Source organism: Corynebacterium sp. TUM25015, assembly GCF_056393505.1.
In genome coordinates this window covers 673,377-691,249 of sequence record NZ_CM150783.1, presented here as the reverse complement: position 1 = coordinate 691,249, position 17,873 = coordinate 673,377, and the positions used below count along the sequence as shown (strand labels likewise).

Genomic DNA, 17,873 nt, shown 5'->3' with positions numbered 1-17,873 from the left:
AACTCCACAAAGTATCCGGGCTAGCACTCCGGCTAGCGTCCCAACGAGCTAGGCCCAACAAGAGCGTAGCGAGAGTTAAGTCGCACACGACCCATACGACGAGGCAGACAAAGGAGCAACGGCGTGGACCGAAACGGCACAACCTTGGGTGGCCGATACCGCCTAGGTGCCACCATCGGCACGGGTGGCATGTCTGACGTCTACGCCGCTACCGACGAACTCCTGGGCCGTGATGTTGCGGTGAAGATGATGCGCCCCGACTTGGCGCGCGACACAACCTTCCTGGAGCGCTTCCGCCGCGAAGCCCAGAACGCCGCAAAGTTGAACCACCCCGCCATCGTCGCGGTGTACGACACGGGTCAGACCCCCGACGAGGACGGCGCAGTGCCGTATATCGTCATGGAGCGCGTCCACGGCGAGACGCTGCGCGACATCATTCAAGACTCAGGCAAGATGAGTCTCACCGAAGCCGCATCTGTGATGTCGCAGGTGTGCTCCGCGCTGTACTTTTCCCACGAAGCGGGCATTATTCACCGTGACATTAAACCCGCCAATGTGATGATCACGAATACCGGCGCAGTGAAGGTCATGGACTTTGGCATTGCACGTGCGCTGAGCGACAGTTCCTCGGCGATGACGCAGACCGCTGCCGTCATTGGCACTGCCCAGTATCTTTCCCCCGAGCAGGCGCGAGGCCAGTCCGCCGACGCGCGCTCCGACATCTACGCCGCGGGTTGTGTCTTCTACGAGCTGGCCACCGGCAAAGCACCGTTCCACGGTGAGTCTCCGCTTTCCGTTGCCTTCCAGCACGTACAGGAGAACCCGGAACCACCGTCCAAGGTTCCTGGTATGCACCTTTCCAAGCGTGAGGCGTTGAGCTTGGACTCCATCGCCCTTACCGCTATGGCGAAGTCTCCTGCGGATCGCTACGACGATGCGCAGGAGATGTCGACGGATCTCAAGCGCCTTTCTGAGGATCAATTGCCGCTCGTCGCTCAGGCTTATGCCAATGACGCCGACTCGGCCGGCACGGGATTCCACCATGCAGGCTCCCGCGGTGCGGGTGCTGCGGGACTAGCCGCCGGTGCCGCTGCGGGAGCTGCCGGCGCCCACGCGGCGCGTGGCAATGGATCCGGTGGCAACTGGGACGAAGATCCCCAGACCACTGTGCTGCCTGCCAATGGCGGAGCGGTAGCTGCTGGGCATTACGAGCAGTCTGCCCACAGCGATGACTACAGCAGCGACTATAGCGACGGGTACGACAGCGAGTACCAGGACGACTACGACGATGGCTATGCCGGCGGCTACAACGAAGATTACGACGGCGATTATGACGACCAGTACGACGGTGAATACTACGAGGAAAAGCCCAAGCGCCGCTGGTGGGCGCCCATTGCTTGGGTTGCGGGTATCGCTGCTCTGATTGCCGGTGGTTACTTCGCCTACCAATCGATCTCCGCTGACGACGGAAACGATAAGCCCGTCGAGGTCGAGCAGGTGAAGATCCCTAACGTTGCTAACAAGGATCGCGCCGAAGCGCAGAAGCTGCTAGAGGACGCAGGCTTCCAGGTGACTGTCGAGGAAACGACGCACGACAAGATCGCCCGTGGCAAAGCTATCAGCACCGACCCGGCGGCGGGAACGTCGATCGAACGGGGCACCGAGATTAAACTGCTGGTTTCCAACGGCCGTGAGATTACCGATGTGCCGGATCTGACGGGTAAGACCACCGAGGAAGCGCAGAAGCTCCTGAAGCAGGCGAAGCTGGCGCTGAACACGGAGGTCAAGGAAGAGGCGAGCGAGGATGTGCCGAAGGGCAAGATCATCACGCAGACTCCGCCGCAAGGTTCGCAGGTATCCGTTGGCACCAAGGTAACGATTACCGTCTCGACTGGCCCGGAGGATATTCGAGTGCCGGTAGTAACCGGCCAGCAGATAGAGGATGCACGGGAGAACCTGGAATCCTCCGGATTCAAGGTGATCGTCGAACAGGTGGATTCGGTCGAGCCGAAGGGTCAGGTGCTCTCCGCGACGAACGAGGGAGAGAAGCTGCCCAAGGGCAGCGAGATCACACTAAAGGTATCCCTGGGCAACCAGTTCGAGATGCCTTCCCTGCAAGGTAAGAAGTACGGCGATGTGTTCCGCGCACTGCAGGCCGCCGGTTGGCGCGGCACCCCGGAGCAGCTGCACCGAGAGAATAAGAACACTCCGGATCTGGCGCGTGTTGATGAGGTCGCGCAGCAATCAATCCACAGTGGTGAGGTCATCAAGCGTGACGCAGACATCACCGTCACGGTGTATGTCTTTAACCTTCTGCCCTAGCGCTACAGCATTGACGCTTCGGCGCTGATAGCGCCCGTTACTTCTAGCTGCTCCTGAACCAGTCGGTTAACTAGGTCGGCCGGTACCACATCGGCTTCCGCACCCGGCCCACGTCGCCCTGCCTCGTTCAACCAATTGGCGAGCATCAGGTGGCCGTATTGCGTCATCACGGACTCGGGGTGGAACTGCACAGAATGGATTGGCAGCTCCCGGTGTCGCATCGCCATGATCATCCCGGAATCGGAAGTGGCCGTGACCTGTAGTTCTTCCGGTACCGTCGCGGGATCGACTGTCAGGGAGTGGTAACGAGTCACGCGGAACGGGCTCGGCACCCCGGCCAGTACACCGGTGCCGTCGTGGGTGACCGGGGAGGTCTTGCCATGGAAGAGCTCATCTGCACGCACCACTTCTGCGCCGAAGTGCATACCGATCGCCTGGTGTCCAAGGCAGACGCCAAGCAGCGGAATCTGCTTTTCAACGGCGATCTTCAGCACATCCAACATGCGCCCCGCGGTGCTCGGCTCGCCTGGGCCAGGAGAGAGCAGGATCGCATCAAACTCCTGCAGCATCGCAGCCAGGCCATCGGCATTGGTCTCGTTAGCGGCTCCTGCGTCCGCAAGTTCGGGGGCGTCATTGCGCAGAACTACACAGTCGTTTCCGCTAAACCCCAGCTGTCCGATGTATTGCACGAGGTTGTATACGAAACTGTCGTAGTTATCGATCACGAGAATGCGCATAACAAAGAGTCTAGCGTGCAGCGTGCATAGCATTGCCGGGGTGTGCTGCTAATATCGTTGGGTACATATTTTGCCCATGGGCGCTCGGTACCTCGCCTACCGTCCGCTTCGCAGTCAATCCCTTTGAGGTTTTTGAACAATGCCAAAGTCCAAGGTTAATTCCGCGGAGGAGAACTACTCCAGTTCTTCCTCCGCGGATCGTCGCACGCCCGTGAAGCTGAACTCCAGCGGTACTCCGCGTTGGTACATTGTGCTGATGCTCGGGCTGATGATTCTGGGTCTGGCCTGGCTGGTTGTTAATTACATTGCTGGCCCGCAGATCCCGTTCATGGCTGAGCTCAACGCATGGAACTACCTGATCGGCTTCGCCCTGTTGATCGTCGGTCTGTTAATGACTATGGGATGGAAGTAGCTAGCTCTAGTAGTGCCACCCCAGGCCGGTCCATATCGTAAAGGCCAAAATGACCGTCGCGGCTGTTGCTGCGATGGTCTTTCTTTTTGTGGACGCCCTTTCGCCACCGTTGCTATCCGCTCCAGTGGCACTGGTGGCAAGTGCAATGATGGTGCCTCCAGCGAGCCCACCGATATGCCCCCACACTGAAACATTGGTGAGCATAAAGGAGTATCCGAGGTTCACCAGGAGTAAGGTGATGGGACCGCGTAGGTCCCGTTGCTTAACCCGGGATAGTGAAATAAGCATGGCAAAAAGCCCATAACCTACGGTAGAGGCTCCGCCGACAGGGACTTCCGGCTGAAAGTACATGCAGGCCAAGGCTCCACTGGCAGCGCTGGCGACGATGAGGCTAAGCATGACAACCGCCCCATAGGACCGTTCGACCTCGCGGCCAATCAGGAAAATCAGCAGCATGTTGAAACCCAGGTGTACTGGACTCAAGTGCACTAGCGCGGCCGTGAGGATTCGCCACCATTCACCGTAGAGGGTGACATTGGCGGCGTTGAAGATCATCTTCAGTCCGAGATTCTCAGCTCCGGAACCTAGTGTCGAGCGTCCTTCGAGGGGGCTGACAATGTTGCCGGATTGAAAAACCGTCACCACGAAAACAAGGCAGCAGGCTGCGATGAAGACGTTGGTGACGGAATACCGCCGATAGGGCCGGCGGATAGTGACTTCTTGGACGGGCAAGAAGTTTTTACTCCTGGATCTCTACCGACTCAATGACGACATCGTCGTTCGGGCGATCCATACGATCGGTGGCCACGCGGGAAATCTTGGCGACGACCTTCTGGGACTCCTTGTCTGTAACCTCACCGAAGATGGTGTGGCGGTTGTTCAGGTGCGGAGTGGCCGTCACCGTGATGAAGAACTGGGAGCCGTTGGTGCCAGGGCCAGCGTTAGCCATAGCCAGCAGGAACGGGCGGTCGAACTGCAGCTCCGGGTGGAACTCGTCGCCGAACTGGTAGCCAGGGCCGCCACGACCGGTGCCCTTCGGGTCGCCACCCTGGATCATGAAACCGTCGATGATGCGGTGGAAAATCGCACCGTCGTAGAACGGACCTTCATTGGTACCGGAAGCGTTCGCCTCGGAGTACTCCTTCGTGCCCCGAGCCAGGCCGATGAAGTTAGCCACGGTCTCCGGAGCGTGGTTTCCGAACAGTTCGATGGCGATATCGCCGTGGTTGGTGTGCAGAATTGCGGTTGCAGTCTTGTTACTCACAGTGAGCCATTGTACGGGAAATTGACGATTGCCTACATCCGCCCTGGCCTATACGCACAATAAGGCGTAATGCCCATCCTTTGTGGGGAATTTTCTTTAGGATGGGTAAAAGTACGAACAAAATTAGTCATTCAAATAGATCTTCAAGGAGCATCCCGCACGATGAACCCCACCACGCTAAGGCTGGCGCTACGTGGCGCCAAGCAGGGTCGCACCATGTTGAAAAATCGCCAGGAGTTTAAGCGTCGCCAGGAGTTTGACGCTCTGCAGCAGCTTCGCGACAACCTCGCCGCTGAGGAGCGGGAAGGCATTATCGCTGGCTCTCCTGCCCACGTAAAGGCTGTGGCGGAGCTTATGCGCAACGAAGAGGGCGCAGCGGCAGCTTTGGAGAAGGCTCGCGCGGCGGCAGCAGCTCGCAGGCACCACCAGGTACATGTCTCTGATGAGCACACCGCTGCGGATGTTGATGACATGGCTTCTACCGGTTTCCAGAACAACACCGCTGAGTCCACCGACAAGGCTGCCAACAAGGCAGCGAAAACTGCAGATAAAGCAGCTAAGAAGGCAGAGAAGGCTCGCGCCAAGGCAGCGAAGTCGGTGGCGTCACTAAAGAAGAAGGGCGAGAACGTGAACAACATTGACCTGGCCGACAAGCTCGGCGTAGATGCAGAGAAGCTGCGCAAGAAGATCGATAAGCGCACCCAGAAGCTGCGTGATCGCTTCGACGTGGCGCAGGTAAAGGCCGAGAAGAAGGCGAAGAAGCAGGCTGACAAGCGCGAGCAGAAGATCGCTCAGCTCACCGCAGCGCTGAAGGACAATGCTCAGGATCTCCAGGCTCGTAGCCAGGAGGTCACCAGTAACCTGCGCGACAACGTGGAAGCCCGCACCGAGGATCTGACGAAGAGCGCCAAGAAGAACCAGAAGAAGCTGACGAAGAAGCTCGAGGCAACCAAGAAGCAGGCTGCCAAGCGCGCGAAGAAGCAGGCAAAGGGCGCGAACAAGGATGCGCGCAAGCGTGCTGCGAAGCTGGATAAGAAGGTATCTCGCGCCACCAGCAAGGCTCAGAACAAGGCGCTGGCCAAGGCTGAGAAGAAGGGCCTGAAGAAGCAGGAAAAGAAGGGCGGCGTGTTCGGTAAGTTCCTGCTGCTCGCCGTGCTCGTTGCTGCTGGGGCGGCAGTGGTGAACTTCCTGCGCAAGAGCGAGAATGCTCCGCAGAACTCCCCGAAGGTTCAGGATTTCGCTGACAAGGCCACTGGTGCTGCCGAGAAGGCCAAGGCCAAGGCTGCCGATGTGAAGAACGATGTAAAGGACAAGGTTCAGGACAAGGCCGAAGAAAAGGCCGAGGATAAGGCTGAGAACCAGAAGACCTCCAGCGCTCCGGCTGCACCGGGTGCTCCGGCAGCACCAGCTCCAGCCGCTCCGGCTGCAGGCGCTCCCGGACCGGGCGTTGCTGTTCCGGGTGCTCCGGCTGCTCCGCAGGCAGGTAGCGCCCAGGGTGCCGCCGAGACCACCGACGCTGAGGACGCCGCCGAGGCCGACTTCCCACTGGCCGAGGGCCCGGGTGAGGATCCGGACGAGGGCGGCAAGCACCGCCTCTAATCCACACCCCCAGGCCGCGCGCTGAACCCGGCGCGCGATAATGGCGTACATGACCCCGCGCCGCCTCACATTCCGCACGATCCCCCTGCAGCCGACAGGCTCTGGGGAAGGCACCGGATGTGTCGCGTCGCGGGTCTTTTTGTCTTTGTTTAATGACGCCCCCACCGCGGCCTGGCTCGATTCCTCCGGCAATGGCGGAAACATCAGTGTGCTGGCAAACAGCGCTGGCCCGCTCGCGGACACTTGGTTGCCCCAGGTAGATAGCTCGAAGGCGTTCTTCTCCCAACTTCGGCAGAGTCTGTCCGCACGGGTGGAAGTGCCCGACAATTGGCCCTGCGACTTTGCACTTGGCTGGGTGGGCGCGCTGGGCTACGGGGTGGAGGACATCGCTCGCTCCTACGAAGATCACCCGGACGCAGCCCTGCTATACGCCGACCGAGCCGTGGTGATTGACCATGCGGCTGCTGTGGCCTACGCGATGGCGATACTGCCGGACGCGAACAACGAGCAGGACGCACACGCCCAGCAGCTGGCATGGCTCGATGCAACCGTGGCAGAGGTGCAACGCATCGCTCGTGTACCGTTTTCCACCGAAGATTTCGCGCACTCCACCCCGGCACCTCGCACTGCCATTTTTCACTTCGACCAGTCCAAACAGCAGTACCTAGACAGTATTCAACGCTGCCTGGATTACATCGCTGCAGGCGATAGCTACGAGGTTTGTCTTACTAACACCGCCCGGGGGCCGGCGCTACGCGATCTGCCAGAGTTTCGCTCCGCCACCACTCCCGCCCCTTCCCCATCGGCTGCGTCGTCTGCGTCGTGTGAGTCGGCTGAGCTCCGCGCCTACCTGCGGCTCCGCGAAGTTAGCCCTGTGCCCTATGGGGCGTTTCTGCGCTTCCACCGTCCCGGTCAGGCGCCCTTGCATATTCTCAGCGCCTCCCCGGAAAGATTCCTGAAAATCTCGCCCAGCGGTGAGGTCTCGGCCAAGCCAATTAAAGGCACCCGACCCCGCGTGGAAGATGCGGTGGCGGATGCGAAGGGGCGTCATGAATTACAGAGCAACCCGAAGGATCGGGCGGAGAATCTGATGATCGTCGACCTGCTGCGCAATGATCTCGGGAGGGTTTGTGAACCGGGCAGCGTTCAGGTGCCGAAAATATTTTCGGTGGAGAGTTTTTCGCATGTCCACCAGCTAGTTAGCACCATCACGGGACAACTGCGCGCGGGACTGGAGGCCGTCGACGTGATCGAGGCCAGCTTCCCTGGTGGATCCATGACGGGAGCGCCGAAAATCCGCACGATGCAGATCATTGAAGAGCTTGAGCCACGGCCGCGCGGACTGTACTCCGGCGCAATTGGCTGGATCTCGCCAAACACCGCGGCGGAGCTGAACATTACGATCCGAACTCTCGTCGACGATGGCAGGGAGTGCTCGTTCGGGGTGGGCGGGGCGATAGTCGCGGACTCCGACCCGTTGGCAGAACACGAGGAAACGCTGGTGAAAGCCGCGGCGCTGCTCGAAGCGCTCGGTGGTCAGATTGTGTGATGTCTAACCCTGCTCCCCTGCCGGGTTCCCGGAATATAGTGGATTTATGGAACTTATTCGTCTGATCCTCAACATCATCTGGTTTATCACTGCTGGACTGTGGCTCGCACTTCTCTATGTTGTCTTCGGCCTCCTGGCTTGTCTGCTCATCGTTACGTTCCCCTTTGGCGTGGCAAGCTTCCGCCTCGCCAGCTTTGTGATCTGGCCGTTTGGCCGCGAAGCTGTGGAAACCGATATGCCGACCGGCCTGGCAGCTTTCGGCAACATCATTTGGTTTATTGTTGCGGGCGTATGGCTGGCAGTCGGGCACATCGCCACCGCCGCCGCCCAAGCCGTCACCATTATTGGCCTCCCGCTGGCCTGGGCAAACCTGAAGCTCATCCCTGTGACGTGCTTCCCCTATGGCAAGCGGATCGTCAACTCTCACGACGAGCAGATGCGCCTTCTTAGCCTGAGCCGCCGGTGAGTTAACCTGATAGAAAGCTATAGATTCGCGCACCGGAGCCCTTGCTGGGGTGGGTGTGGTTGAAACAGGTAGGCGTCACCAAGAAAAGGGGTGAATCCGCGCGTGCGAGCAGGCGAACAACACATCGATACCGCCGCGTGGATGCAGGCTATCTTCAACCGCAGCGAACAGGTGGATACGCGCCGCGAGCGGACTAAACAGGCGCTGCTGCGCGCCGGAATCGAGCTGATTGCGGAAGAGCGGACGGATCTTTCCATCCTGGCGATTACCCAAAAGGCCGGGGTGTCTAACGGCAGTTTCTACAATGCGTTCAAAGACCGCACGCAGTTCTTCGACGAAGTCGCCGAATATGCAGTGAACCACTTGGCGATCATTTTTGAAATGGCCACGGATCAGGACCTTGATTCCATCGATGCGGCGGCCACGAACATCCGCATCCTGGCTTATGCCCACCGCCTCGTGCCCACGTTGTCGAAGACGATTGTGCGGCGTTCCCCCGACTTCTATACCATGCCAAATGAGCTGGTCAGACTACTACGCGAGCGTATCAGCGCAGGCGTGGAAGATGGATCGTTCCACGTCGCAAGCACCGAAACAGCGGCAGCTATAATTTTTGGTGCTTCCGCGATGTTGGGCCAGCGCCTGCATCAGGATCCGACGTTGAATAGCAGAACAGCTGGGGATGATCTTGCGCTCGATCTGCTGCGAATGCTGGGTGTTTCGGAGGAACGTGCGCGGCAAGCCATTGCACGCCCCATCGACGATTACCTCACCCCGCCGCAGTAATCCCTACCCGCCACAGTCGGCAACCTAGTCCTCGCGCGCTACTCCGAAACCAAAGCGATCGAGGAAGCGGTCTTCTTCCCGGCGCGTATCCCGTGAATGCTTTGTAATCCAATCGGTGATGCGCTTTTGCAGCGCAGGATCGAGCGGCACCCGCACCAGATCGGGGCCGAGGATGCGCTCCCACGTAGGCACCATGATGCCACGGTAATTATGGCCGTGACCTTCTGGAGCCTGCTTGGAGTTCAGCATGTCCATCGCTACCTGCCAGCCGGTAGTGAACGGAATCCAACGCAGCTTATCCACCACGTCACTGTGCTGGGTGGCTGGCGCCGGGACTCCCCTGGCACCCGGTTCGCGTAGCCAATCCGGTTCCCGCCAAAACAACTCCGGACCCCACCAGACAATCGCATCGGAAGCGTGCTGCACTACCGCGACCCGTGGGTGTTGCCACTGCTCGGCGTATTCTTGTCCGCGCCAATCATGGTCTAGATGGTCGGGGTGGCTGAGGAAACGCACGTGACGCCCCCCGTCATAAAGCGGCAGTCGCTCCGGCGAACCCTCACCACGGCACACCGTGATCTCGCGGATCATCTTGGTAAACCGTGGAGCTCCGGAAAGCACTGCCCCATCCACCTTGGCCAGCATGTCCTCCAGCCCGTCAAAAGCTGCCGCCGTGCCATACGCTCCCAGGGATTCGCCCGTCACGAACACCTTCGGCGCATTTGGCATGCCGTCCAGCAACTCAAACACGGCGTCAATAAGCAACTTCGCGGCGCGCACCGGCGTATCGCGATCGAGCGCATAAGCGACGGGTGACTGCACGTAGGAATACTGCATGGTCACATTGGCGCAGTTTCCGCCTGTGAGGAACTCCACGGTATCCAATTGCCAGTCCGGTACCCATCCCGTGCCGGTAGAGGTGTGGATGATGATGGCGGAACGGTGCAGCGCCCCGGTGCGCAGTAACTCCCGTTTTACTAGGTCAACGATGCCTTCGAGCGTGCGTCCCGGAGCCAAGCCACCGTAGATTCGGATCGGCTCATGCACGTCGGTACAACCTGTGACCTCTGTAATGTCGCGCGCCCGTGGCCCGCCGCCGACCAGTACGCGGCCTTGCGCGCCGAGCGAGATCCAGCGTTCATGCGACCACACCGAGCCCGACCGCTCGGGCTCCCATGGCTGCTGATAACCCCAGTACACGCGGCGATTTACTAGTTCGGCTTTCTCGTTGAACTTCTCTAGGAACTGCCGCAGCAAGATCTTGTCGGAGATGAGATAAGCGATGACGCCCACTGCTCCCGCGGCTACAGGCACCGCCACAGGAGCGGGGACGAATCGGCGTAGCGAGTGCCGGGTGAGGTCGAAGCTGGATTGAAGTAGCTCGCCAAGCAATAGGAACGCACCATAGCCAAGGGTGCTGACGGCCACTCCGATGAAGGCAGAGGGAGCGCCCAGGCGTTGGCTGTGAACCAACCCGGCAGAGTCCCCCTGCCGCTTGTAAAAGCGATAGGCAGCAGCAACGGTTGCCAGGGTAAAGGCACCGTGGATCCCGCGGTAGGCGGTGCGATAGCCAGGCTTGTTTACCAGTTCCTGCAGGTCCAACCCTGCTGCGCGCATGGCTGGCAAAGCGGCGCTGGCAATGATGGTGCCGTTAAGATGCCCCACTGCCTGCGACGTGGAGGCATTGCCAGCAACCGCCCACCAGGGGTGCGGAAGTAGGGAGGGCGAAAAGGCATTCCACATGCCGATCTCCGCGCCAATGATGGCGAAACCGCGGCGGGGATCCAAGGCATAGAGCCTGTTCAGGCGCACTCCGGGGAAGAGATTTGCGTAGAGTTCAACAGCAGTTGCGGCGGCTCGGAAAGAATAGGAAAGTGCCTTGAAGGAGGCCCACTTTGCCCGCCGTTGCAGAACCGGGAGAATCTTTTGCCGCAGGTTGCGCATGGATAGTGCTAGAGCTGGGCACCACGCAGAGTGGCGTGGGTGACGTAGTACTCTTCGTAGTCCTGCAGGGTGCGGGCCTTCTCATTCAGTCGGGCCATGACGGCCTCGCGGGCGCTCTCGCGATCGTTGTAGAACTCCATCGGCGCACCTGGGCGAACTTCCGCACCGCGCTCGACCAGGAGATACGCCTTGCCTTCAGGTCCGTCGATAGTCTGTGGCGTACCGGTGAAGGGGTCGGTGTAGCGATACGTGGTGTTCATGCTGGTCATGGGTCGTGGCGCTCCGTTGGTTGGGGGTTGTCTAGCTCGCTTCTTCAACATTACTTGCTGCCGATGGGGCACCACCACGTGGAGCGTAGAGAATGTCTGGATTATCCGGAATGTGTTCAGGTATGCGATGCCAATTAGTCGCACATCTAACACTCGCGCCTGGACCAGTCGCAGTCTGCTGCATGATGATGTTGCCATTCTGCATGAGCTTGCAGGTGATGGACCCTCGATCTTGAGGCCCGTTGGTGGCAGTTAGATCTGCGCGCAAGTAACCGTCTTCTAGGTACACACTTTGCCTCCAATCAGCCGAAACCCCATCAATTTGAATGCGGTTCTCTTTCTCATCCCAGTAGGTGACCGAAGCATTGGTCATGTCCCCCTCGACAACGTGGATTACGGGTAGTTCCACGACTTTCTCGCCAAGGTGCTCACTGTCCTCAATCCGGAGAAGATCCACGCCAAAGAGCAACCCAAGGGAGGCGAACACACAAGTCGCAATAAGACCTTGGATCCAAACCCCGACCGTGGCGGCAACCACAAGCAAGAGGCGCTGATACCAAGACCGTTTCGGGGATGTTTGAAGCGGTCCCGTCCCCCTTGTTTTTTCCCACTTCTGCATAGGGCATCGCGCCTAAAGCTTCCCCTCGGCCAAGACCGTCCCGCCCGGTTCTTTACTTCCGGCCATCGGCTCCTCGGTAACGCGCACCATTATCGTGTCCGCCGGCAATGGCATCCACACATTGTCGTGCGGATCCTGACCAATCACACCGGCCGAGCGGGCGGATCCTTTTTCGTCGATGGACCACACCTGGGCGCCCATGCCGTTCTTCAAGTCGGGCGCACCATTGACCATCGCACCGCCGGAATCCATCTTCGCGGAAACCACGACATCGAGTGTCGAACCATCGGCTTTAAGCGAAACGCTTCGTACATCACCCATTGCCATGATCGAGTGCATGTGGTCTTCCGCTTCTTTGCCCTGCATCGGTTCGTCGCCGTCCGCACGGGCTGCGCCCTCGCCGTCCGAGAACACCTCCGGGGCCTCTTCCTCAACGTTTTGCGTGGGCTGCTTCGAGTTGCTTTCCGCCACGTTGGAGTCCTCGCTAGAGCTGCCCCACAATCCGCTGGTGGTTCCGACGATCCCTACGCCGGCCAGCAGGACGACTGCGGCAGCTGCAGCAAACGCTGCGCGTGCGAATCCCCGGCGGGAGCCAGCTGCCTTAGACAAAGGCACTACGTTGCTTGCTGCGCTGTCTTCGCCCGGCGCGACCTCATCACCCGGCGGGATCTGCGGGAACTTGCCCGACGTAATCGCATCCATAATGTCCGACTTCAGCTGTGACGGAGGCGCGACAGGTTCGGCCAATGCAGCCAAATCGCTTTCCAGCTCCCCAAACTTCGGCTTGTTTTCGTTCATGAGGCACCCCCTTTCGCCAGGGCATCGCGTTGTTCTTTCAGGATTTTCTCCAACTTACGGAGCCCGTCGCGTACGCGCGTCTTCGCAGTTCCGAGTGGCACACCAGTCGTTGCGGCCAGCTCAGCATGAGTCATATCACCGAAGTAAGCCAAGAGAATCGCAGTCTTGTGCGGCTCGCCCATGATGTCCAACGCGGTTCGCACTGCATGCCGTTGCACGTTCCGTAATGCTTCGTCTTCCACGCTTTCTTGTTTTATTGACGCCACCAGGAAGGCCTCCCGGTCATCCCGCTTCAGGGTGGCAATGGCGCTTCGAACTCGATCAATTGCGCGGAGCCTTGCGCGACGGAGAATCCAGGCCTTGGCTGAGCCCTTCGCAGGGTCAAAGTCTGCCGCGTGCTGCCAGAGTTCGATGAAAACTTCCTGGGTGACTTCCTCTGCTTGTGCCTGGTCGTGGATGATTTGCAGGGCAAGACCCAGGACGTTCGGGGCGATCCGGTCGTAAAGGCGCGCGAAAGCCGCCGCATCGCCCTTTTGGGCGAGCAGCATCAAACTCTCAGGCGTTTCTCTATCGACTATGGCCACCATTTTCATCGTAGTGCGTTGGGCAAACTACGTGTTTATTAGTGATTGTGCTTGCCCTGCAGGTCCGGCATCATGCTTTCGTCGGTCTCCATCATGTTTTCGACCTTGTCTTTCATCTTGCCGTCCGTCTTCCCGTCCATCTTGTCGGACATCTTCTCAGGCATCTTTTCGGACATTGCGGGCTTGTTCGGCATCATGTTCTCCCCGGATTCCATCATGTTGTCGTTCTTGCCGGACATCTGTGCGCCTCCCTTCATGTCCTCGGTCATCTTCTCCTCAGTCATTTTCTCTTCGGTCATCTTCTCTTCGCTCATCTTTTCCTCAGTCGTCATCTCGGAGGAAGAGCTGGAAGAAGACTTACCCTCGGAGCCCTTATCGTCGGAATCATTGCAGGCCACCAGACCCAGCCCCATTACGCCAGTCAGTGCCACAGCAACGGCGGCGCGACCTACAGAGAATCCAGCTGCTTGGTCATTCCCAGAGTTGGTCTTGCGAATCATCATTTTTAAGTCTCCTTCGGGAGTAGTTTTCGGGTTCCACACAGCCTCCTTAAGGACCGTGTCATGAGTACATACGGCACCCTCCCCCACGGCGGATTGGACGGCAGCTAAAAAAATTTTTCTCCAATCCATTTCACGCAAATGCTCCGTAATCATTCACATAACTCGTTTTAAAACCACTCCGGCAACGCACGTCGTGGCGTCACAAAGAACAAGAAGGAGCACGGGAGACATGGCATGGGAGATAGCGTTCATCGGGTTGATCGGCGGGCTGGTGACGGGACTTTCGCCTTGTATCCTGCCGGTGCTGCCGATTGTGCTGGCGGTTAGTGCAGATAGACGGCGCAAACCGTGGCTGGTGGCAGCAGGTATTGCGTTGAGCTTTACGCTGGTCACCCTGCTGGGCACTGTGGTTCTTAGTGCTCTGGGGCTGCCGAAGGATCTGCTGCGCTGGGCGGGCGTCGTGCTTTTGGTACTGGTCGGTGTAAGCATGCTGTGGCCAGCGCTGAGCGACCAGCTGGAACGGCCTTTTGCGCGGATTCGCATTCCGCAGTGGATTCAACGTCTCACCACGGGAGGAGGCTCCGGTTTTGGCATCGGTCTGGCGCTAGGTGCGGTGTATTCCCCCTGTGCAGGGCCGGTTTTGGCGGCGGTTACCGTGGCGGGTGCGACGGGGCAGATCGGTTGGGGCAACGTGATTCTGGCGATCAGTTTTGCCATCGGTGCTTGCACGCCGTTGTTCTTCTTTGCGCTGGCGGGCAAGCGAATCGGCACGCGGGCGGATTTCGTACGTGCTCACCGCAAGGGCATCTCCTACGGCGCGGGTGCACTGGTGATTGTGTTGGCGGTGGCGATAGCGTTCAACGCTCCGGCGGCGCTGCAACGGGCGCTTCCGGATTGGACGGCGGGTGTGCAGGAAAAATTCAACGCTTCCGATCGCACGCAGAATGCTTTACAGCAGGCCAACGGCATGGGAAGCACCGGTGAACACGGCGCGGATGGAAAGCTGGAAACCTGCCGTACGGCCTCCCCGGATCAGCTCCGCGATTGCGGCCCCGTGCCGGCCTTCACTGGCCTGGAGGGTTGGATAAATACGGAAACCCCGGTGGACCCGCAACATCCTGCGAAGGTAAACGGCAAGCAGAGCATCACCCTGGTGGATTTCTGGGCCTATGCCTGCATCAACTGCCAGCGCGCCAACGAGCACGTCACCAAGCTTTTCGACCGCTACCGGGACAGTGGCCTGCAGGTAGTGGGCGTGCACGCACCGGAGTACGCATTCGAGCACGAGGCCTCCAACGTCACCGCCGCCATCCGCGACCAGGGCATCCACTACCCCGTCGCGCAGGACAACAACTTCACCACGTGGCGAGCCTTCAATAACCGCTACTGGCCTGCGCATTACCTGGTGGATCACACGGGCAAGGTGCGCCAGATCCACGAGGGCGAAGGCGCTTATGCCGAGACCGAACACCTGGTCCGCGAGCTACTCTCGGCGGCCAATCCGGGTATCGAGCTGCCTTCGCCGGTAGAGGAAGGTGGGGATTCTTCTAATGACGCCACCAGTTCCCGCCAGCGGAACCCGGAGACGTACCTGGGCACGCGGCGCGCGGAATATTTTTCTAATCCCGCGGATGAGTATAAGAACGGTACCCATACGTTTCGGAAGGTGCAGCCAAAGGCGCTGCACTACAGCTTGGAGGGCAAGTGGGAGTTGGCCGAGCAATCCATCCGTCCGGTGGATGAACCGGCGATGTTGCACCTGAACTACCAGGCCAAGCGAGTGCAGCTAGTGGTCTCCGGCCGGGGTGAGATCTCCGTGACCTACGGCAACGGCACAACCCGCCGCTTCTCCATCAAGTCGGATGGCACGGTGGATATCCTGCGCGAACCCGAGCAGCACCAGGGCGAGTTGAGCGTGGAGGCTGGCAATGGCGTGGAGCTCTACTCACTGACGTTTGGGTAGTGCTGGCGGGATTTGCGGTATCCCACAGACCTTTCGCTACAAGACAGTCCGGCAAATAAGTGTTCGATTATTGAATGGCATACCAACTGGGACGTCGCTCCCCGCCACTAAACTGAGTTCTACACCCTCCAGAGATGTCTAAGCACCTGCCCGCCGTAGACAACTGCACAGCAGATCAGAAGGAACACGACATGACCCCCGACAATCGCACCGAAGATCAAAAAGTAGCCGCTGTCCGAGCCTCCATGACGATGGCTGGATACGAGATGACTGCTCAAGATGAAGAAGATATCCGCCGGATGTTCCGAGGGGAACTCACTGGCGACGAAGCTGTACTGCTAGCAATGGAACGAGACGGTTACGGCGATAGTGAACGTGCCCAGGAACTCCGCACACGCATCGCTGAGAGCAAGAAGTCGAAGTAAAGCACGCGTACATCCACCGAAATGGAGGACTAGGACATGGCCGTCAATTTCAACACCATTCGAGGCGTCGATCAGTGGATAGACGCCTTCCCTGAACAGTTCCAACCACTTGACCCCACTCAGCGCGCCGACCTTGCGGAAGCCCTAGCGCTCGGAGTTCATGAGGGGTGGAAGCCTACTGCCGAAGATGTTCAAGCGCTCGCCGACCAGGCAGCTGGAAAGCGACCCGAGCTAACCATGCAAGACTGCATTGAGACTGCAAAAGAATCTACGCAAGCCGAGTGACTTCTATCTGATCTAAACGACATCACCGTCGAATTCGAAAGGCAACACTATGACCGCCGACAATCGCACCGAAGATCAAAAAGTAGCCGCTGTCCGCGCCTCCATGACCATGGCCGGATATACCATGACAACCCAAGACGAAGAGGACGTCCGACGTATCTTCCAAGGAGAAATCACCGGCGACGAAGCTGTACTGGAAGTGTTGGAACGACACGGTTACGGCGACAGCGAACGTGCCAAGTTCCTTCGTAAACGCATCGCTGAAAGCAAGAAGGAAAAGCCGAACAAGCAAAAATGAAGGCCTCCCCGGGTTTACTTTCCGGGAGGGCCTTCACCGTGTTTAGTTGTGGAGCATAGGAGAATCGAACTCCTGACCTTCTGCTTGCAAAGCAGATGCTCTACCAATTGAGCTAATGCCCCTTGACTATCGAACGAAGCTTCCGAAACTATATCAGATGCTTTGACTCTCTAGCGAAAGGTGTTCGATTGGTGGGCCTAGGAGGACTTGAACCTCCGACCTCTTCGTTATCAGCGAAGCGCTCTAACCGCCTGAGCTATAGGCCCTCGAACGAGTAGAAACATTACCCACCAATCCAGGCAATCACCAAATCGGCTGGTCAGATGGCTTTTTTATCGCTGAAAAGTAGGCGTCACAAAGAACAGAAGAACTAGCGATCCAGCTGGATGCGAACACCGCCGAGGATGCTCGACGAAGCGTTGTAAATCAACGCGGCAACCGGCGCTAGAAGGGTAAACAACACAACCTCGAAAAGCCCAATCGCTATCACGCCGCCGAAGTACATGCCCGCAGAGAAACCATCAGAGCTCGTCAGGTCACCCACCAGCGAGTCCAAACGATCCCACGTGCCCGCAACGCTGAGGACAATGTAGATCAGCGCCATGGCCACAAACCACACGGCAAACAACGCCAGATTGAAGATGAGCGCCATCTTCAGGGCACTGACGGGCTCAATGTACGTAATCGTTCGCTGCACGCCACGCTTAGCGGGATTACTGGGCTTGCCCGCCTTGCCTGACGCATCGGGCTTCGCCTCCGGCTGAGTGGACACAGCACTCTGGTCGGGCTGGCTGGACGCAACAGTCTCCGAGGCCTTGTCACCAGGCTTTACAGTGCCCTGGCCGTCTGCCTTGGCTTGATCCTTCGCCGTGGTTTGCCCAGCTACCTGAGCATTCTTTGTCTCCTCCGCGGTTGGCTTTGCGTTCTTCGCATTCTTCGCGTTCTTTGCCTGCGCGCTCTTGGAGTTCTGAATGTTCTTCGCATTCGGCGGGGGCGTTTGGTGCGTCATCGCATCTCCGTGCTTGTCGGTGCTTGGTTGGTGCCTGTTTG

General features: G+C 59.0%; 20 protein-coding genes and 2 tRNA genes. 10 read left to right on the top strand and 12 right to left on the bottom strand.

Annotated elements, in window-relative coordinates; all coding sequences use genetic code 11:
• Positions 1-123: 123 nt before the first annotated feature.
• Positions 124-2,322: a Stk1 family PASTA domain-containing Ser/Thr kinase gene (gene pknB, locus AC06DS_RS03190; RefSeq protein ID WP_477100973.1), complete on the top strand. Its 2,199-nt coding sequence runs from the start codon at positions 124-126 to the stop codon at positions 2,320-2,322.
• A gap of 2 nt (positions 2,323-2,324) precedes the next feature.
• On the opposite strand, the gene AC06DS_RS03185 is transcribed toward pknB, so the two are convergent.
• Entirely contained in the window at positions 2,325-3,059 is a 735-nt protein-coding gene (locus AC06DS_RS03185) for an anthranilate synthase component II (RefSeq protein ID WP_477100972.1), read from the bottom strand.
• Between the two features lie 139 nt (positions 3,060-3,198).
• Between AC06DS_RS03185 and crgA the strand changes: the two genes are divergently transcribed.
• A complete protein-coding gene (gene crgA, locus AC06DS_RS03180) occupies positions 3,199-3,471 on the top strand; it encodes a cell division protein CrgA (RefSeq protein WP_293791727.1) in 273 nt (90 codons plus the stop codon).
• Positions 3,472-3,477: 6 nt separating this feature from the next.
• On the opposite strand, the gene AC06DS_RS03175 is transcribed toward crgA, so the two are convergent.
• Both AC06DS_RS03175 and AC06DS_RS03170 read right to left on the bottom strand, forming a co-directional pair.
• The gene (locus AC06DS_RS03175; RefSeq protein ID WP_476728183.1) at positions 3,478-4,203 is read right to left on the bottom strand and encodes a rhomboid family intramembrane serine protease; all 726 of its coding nucleotides are present in this window, start codon (positions 4,201-4,203) and stop codon (positions 3,478-3,480) included.
• A gap of 7 nt (positions 4,204-4,210) precedes the next feature.
• Positions 4,211-4,735 (bottom strand): peptidylprolyl isomerase, encoded by a 525-nt coding sequence (locus tag AC06DS_RS03170; protein ID WP_448307930.1) that lies wholly within the window; start codon positions 4,733-4,735, stop codon positions 4,211-4,213.
• A 162-nt stretch (positions 4,736-4,897) separates the two neighbouring features.
• Between AC06DS_RS03170 and AC06DS_RS03165 the strand changes: the two genes are divergently transcribed.
• The 4 genes from AC06DS_RS03165 to AC06DS_RS03150 all read left to right on the top strand — a co-directional run bounded on the left by AC06DS_RS03165 (position 4,898) and on the right by AC06DS_RS03150 (position 9,135).
• Complete coding sequence (locus AC06DS_RS03165; RefSeq protein WP_477100971.1) at positions 4,898-6,334, top strand: hypothetical protein; 1,437 nt, start codon at positions 4,898-4,900, stop codon at positions 6,332-6,334.
• Between the two features lie 49 nt (positions 6,335-6,383).
• A complete protein-coding gene (locus AC06DS_RS03160) occupies positions 6,384-7,883 on the top strand; it encodes an anthranilate synthase component I family protein (RefSeq protein WP_477100970.1) in 1,500 nt (499 codons plus the stop codon).
• 46 nt (positions 7,884-7,929) lie between these two features.
• Positions 7,930-8,349 (top strand): YccF domain-containing protein, encoded by a 420-nt coding sequence (locus AC06DS_RS03155; RefSeq protein ID WP_476728186.1) that lies wholly within the window; start codon positions 7,930-7,932, stop codon positions 8,347-8,349.
• 102 nt (positions 8,350-8,451) lie between these two features.
• Positions 8,452-9,135, top strand: a complete 684-nt coding sequence (locus tag AC06DS_RS03150) for a TetR/AcrR family transcriptional regulator (RefSeq protein ID WP_477100969.1) — start codon at positions 8,452-8,454, stop codon at positions 9,133-9,135.
• A gap of 24 nt (positions 9,136-9,159) precedes the next feature.
• Here AC06DS_RS03150 and AC06DS_RS03145 read toward each other — a convergent pair whose 3' ends face one another.
• Genes AC06DS_RS03145 through AC06DS_RS03120 form a run of 6 tightly spaced genes read right to left on the bottom strand, consistent with a single transcriptional unit; the run spans position 9,160 to position 13,852 of the window.
• Positions 9,160-11,079, bottom strand: a complete 1,920-nt coding sequence (locus AC06DS_RS03145; RefSeq protein ID WP_477100968.1) for an alpha/beta-hydrolase family protein — start codon at positions 11,077-11,079, stop codon at positions 9,160-9,162.
• Positions 11,080-11,087: 8 nt separating this feature from the next.
• Positions 11,088-11,348, bottom strand: a complete 261-nt coding sequence (locus AC06DS_RS03140; RefSeq protein WP_293791737.1) for a hypothetical protein — start codon at positions 11,346-11,348, stop codon at positions 11,088-11,090.
• A 31-nt stretch (positions 11,349-11,379) separates the two neighbouring features.
• Positions 11,380-11,967 carry an MmpS family transport accessory protein gene (locus tag AC06DS_RS03135; protein WP_477100967.1) on the bottom strand — a complete coding sequence of 196 codons (588 nt, stop codon included), beginning with the start codon at positions 11,965-11,967 and terminating at the stop codon, positions 11,380-11,382.
• A 12-nt stretch (positions 11,968-11,979) separates the two neighbouring features.
• Positions 11,980-12,765 carry an anti-sigma factor gene (locus AC06DS_RS03130; protein ID WP_293791740.1) on the bottom strand — a complete coding sequence of 262 codons (786 nt, stop codon included), beginning with the start codon at positions 12,763-12,765 and terminating at the stop codon, positions 11,980-11,982.
• A complete protein-coding gene (locus AC06DS_RS03125) occupies positions 12,762-13,358 on the bottom strand; it encodes a sigma-70 family RNA polymerase sigma factor (protein WP_293791742.1) in 597 nt (198 codons plus the stop codon). Before AC06DS_RS03125 ends, AC06DS_RS03130 begins: the two co-directional genes overlap by 4 nt.
• A gap of 29 nt (positions 13,359-13,387) precedes the next feature.
• Positions 13,388-13,852 carry a hypothetical protein gene (locus AC06DS_RS03120; RefSeq protein ID WP_293791743.1) on the bottom strand — a complete coding sequence of 155 codons (465 nt, stop codon included), beginning with the start codon at positions 13,850-13,852 and terminating at the stop codon, positions 13,388-13,390.
• A gap of 229 nt (positions 13,853-14,081) precedes the next feature.
• Here AC06DS_RS03120 and AC06DS_RS03115 point away from each other — a divergent pair, with 229 nt between their 5' ends.
• The 4 genes from AC06DS_RS03115 (at position 14,082) to AC06DS_RS03100 (ending at position 16,823) form a co-directional block, all read left to right on the top strand.
• On the top strand, positions 14,082-15,815 hold the full coding sequence (locus AC06DS_RS03115; RefSeq protein ID WP_477100966.1) for a cytochrome c biogenesis protein CcdA: 1,734 nt from the start codon (positions 14,082-14,084) through the stop codon (positions 15,813-15,815).
• Positions 15,816-16,006: 191 nt separating this feature from the next.
• Positions 16,007-16,240 (top strand): antitoxin VbhA family protein, encoded by a 234-nt coding sequence (locus AC06DS_RS03110; RefSeq protein WP_477100965.1) that lies wholly within the window; start codon positions 16,007-16,009, stop codon positions 16,238-16,240.
• Positions 16,241-16,276: 36 nt separating this feature from the next.
• Positions 16,277-16,525: a hypothetical protein gene (locus AC06DS_RS03105; RefSeq protein WP_477100964.1), complete on the top strand. Its 249-nt coding sequence runs from the start codon at positions 16,277-16,279 to the stop codon at positions 16,523-16,525.
• 49 nt (positions 16,526-16,574) lie between these two features.
• Complete coding sequence (locus AC06DS_RS03100) at positions 16,575-16,823, top strand: antitoxin VbhA family protein (RefSeq protein WP_448307920.1); 249 nt, start codon at positions 16,575-16,577, stop codon at positions 16,821-16,823.
• A gap of 49 nt (positions 16,824-16,872) precedes the next feature.
• On the opposite strand, the gene AC06DS_RS03095 is transcribed toward AC06DS_RS03100, so the two are convergent.
• From AC06DS_RS03095 to AC06DS_RS03085, 3 genes are all read right to left on the bottom strand, one after another.
• Positions 16,873-16,945: transfer RNA gene (locus AC06DS_RS03095), tRNA-Ala, on the bottom strand.
• 67 nt (positions 16,946-17,012) lie between these two features.
• Positions 17,013-17,089 (bottom strand) — tRNA-Ile (locus tag AC06DS_RS03090).
• A 104-nt stretch (positions 17,090-17,193) separates the two neighbouring features.
• Entirely contained in the window at positions 17,194-17,832 is a 639-nt protein-coding gene (locus AC06DS_RS03085; protein ID WP_477100963.1) for a DUF3566 domain-containing protein, read from the bottom strand.
• Between the last annotated feature and the right edge of the window lie 41 nt (positions 17,833-17,873).

Bases quoted from the DNA above. Each gene is read 5' to 3' on its own strand.
- AC06DS_RS03185 (WP_477100972.1), bottom strand. From the start codon at position 3,059: ATGCGCATTCTCGTGATCGATAACTACGACAGTTTCGTATACAACCTC.
- crgA (WP_293791727.1), top strand. From the start codon at position 3,199: ATGCCAAAGTCCAAGGTTAATTCCGCGGAGGAGAACTACTCCAGTTCT.
- AC06DS_RS03165 (WP_477100971.1), top strand. From the start codon at position 4,898: ATGAACCCCACCACGCTAAGGCTGGCGCTACGTGGCGCCAAGCAGGGT.
- AC06DS_RS03160 (WP_477100970.1), top strand. From the start codon at position 6,384: ATGACCCCGCGCCGCCTCACATTCCGCACGATCCCCCTGCAGCCGACA.
- AC06DS_RS03155 (WP_476728186.1), top strand. From the start codon at position 7,930: ATGGAACTTATTCGTCTGATCCTCAACATCATCTGGTTTATCACTGCT.
- AC06DS_RS03145 (WP_477100968.1), bottom strand. From the start codon at position 11,079: ATGCGCAACCTGCGGCAAAAGATTCTCCCGGTTCTGCAACGGCGGGCA.
- AC06DS_RS03140 (WP_293791737.1), bottom strand. From the start codon at position 11,348: ATGACCAGCATGAACACCACGTATCGCTACACCGACCCCTTCACCGGT.
- AC06DS_RS03135 (WP_477100967.1), bottom strand. From the start codon at position 11,967: ATGCAGAAGTGGGAAAAAACAAGGGGGACGGGACCGCTTCAAACATCC.
- AC06DS_RS03130 (WP_293791740.1), bottom strand. From the start codon at position 12,765: ATGAACGAAAACAAGCCGAAGTTTGGGGAGCTGGAAAGCGATTTGGCT.
- AC06DS_RS03125 (WP_293791742.1), bottom strand. From the start codon at position 13,358: ATGAAAATGGTGGCCATAGTCGATAGAGAAACGCCTGAGAGTTTGATG.
- AC06DS_RS03120 (WP_293791743.1), bottom strand. From the start codon at position 13,852: ATGATGATTCGCAAGACCAACTCTGGGAATGACCAAGCAGCTGGATTC.
- AC06DS_RS03115 (WP_477100966.1), top strand. From the start codon at position 14,082: ATGGCATGGGAGATAGCGTTCATCGGGTTGATCGGCGGGCTGGTGACG.
- AC06DS_RS03110 (WP_477100965.1), top strand. From the start codon at position 16,007: ATGACCCCCGACAATCGCACCGAAGATCAAAAAGTAGCCGCTGTCCGA.
- AC06DS_RS03105 (WP_477100964.1), top strand. From the start codon at position 16,277: ATGGCCGTCAATTTCAACACCATTCGAGGCGTCGATCAGTGGATAGAC.
- AC06DS_RS03100 (WP_448307920.1), top strand. From the start codon at position 16,575: ATGACCGCCGACAATCGCACCGAAGATCAAAAAGTAGCCGCTGTCCGC.
- AC06DS_RS03085 (WP_477100963.1), bottom strand. From the start codon at position 17,832: ATGACGCACCAAACGCCCCCGCCGAATGCGAAGAACATTCAGAACTCC.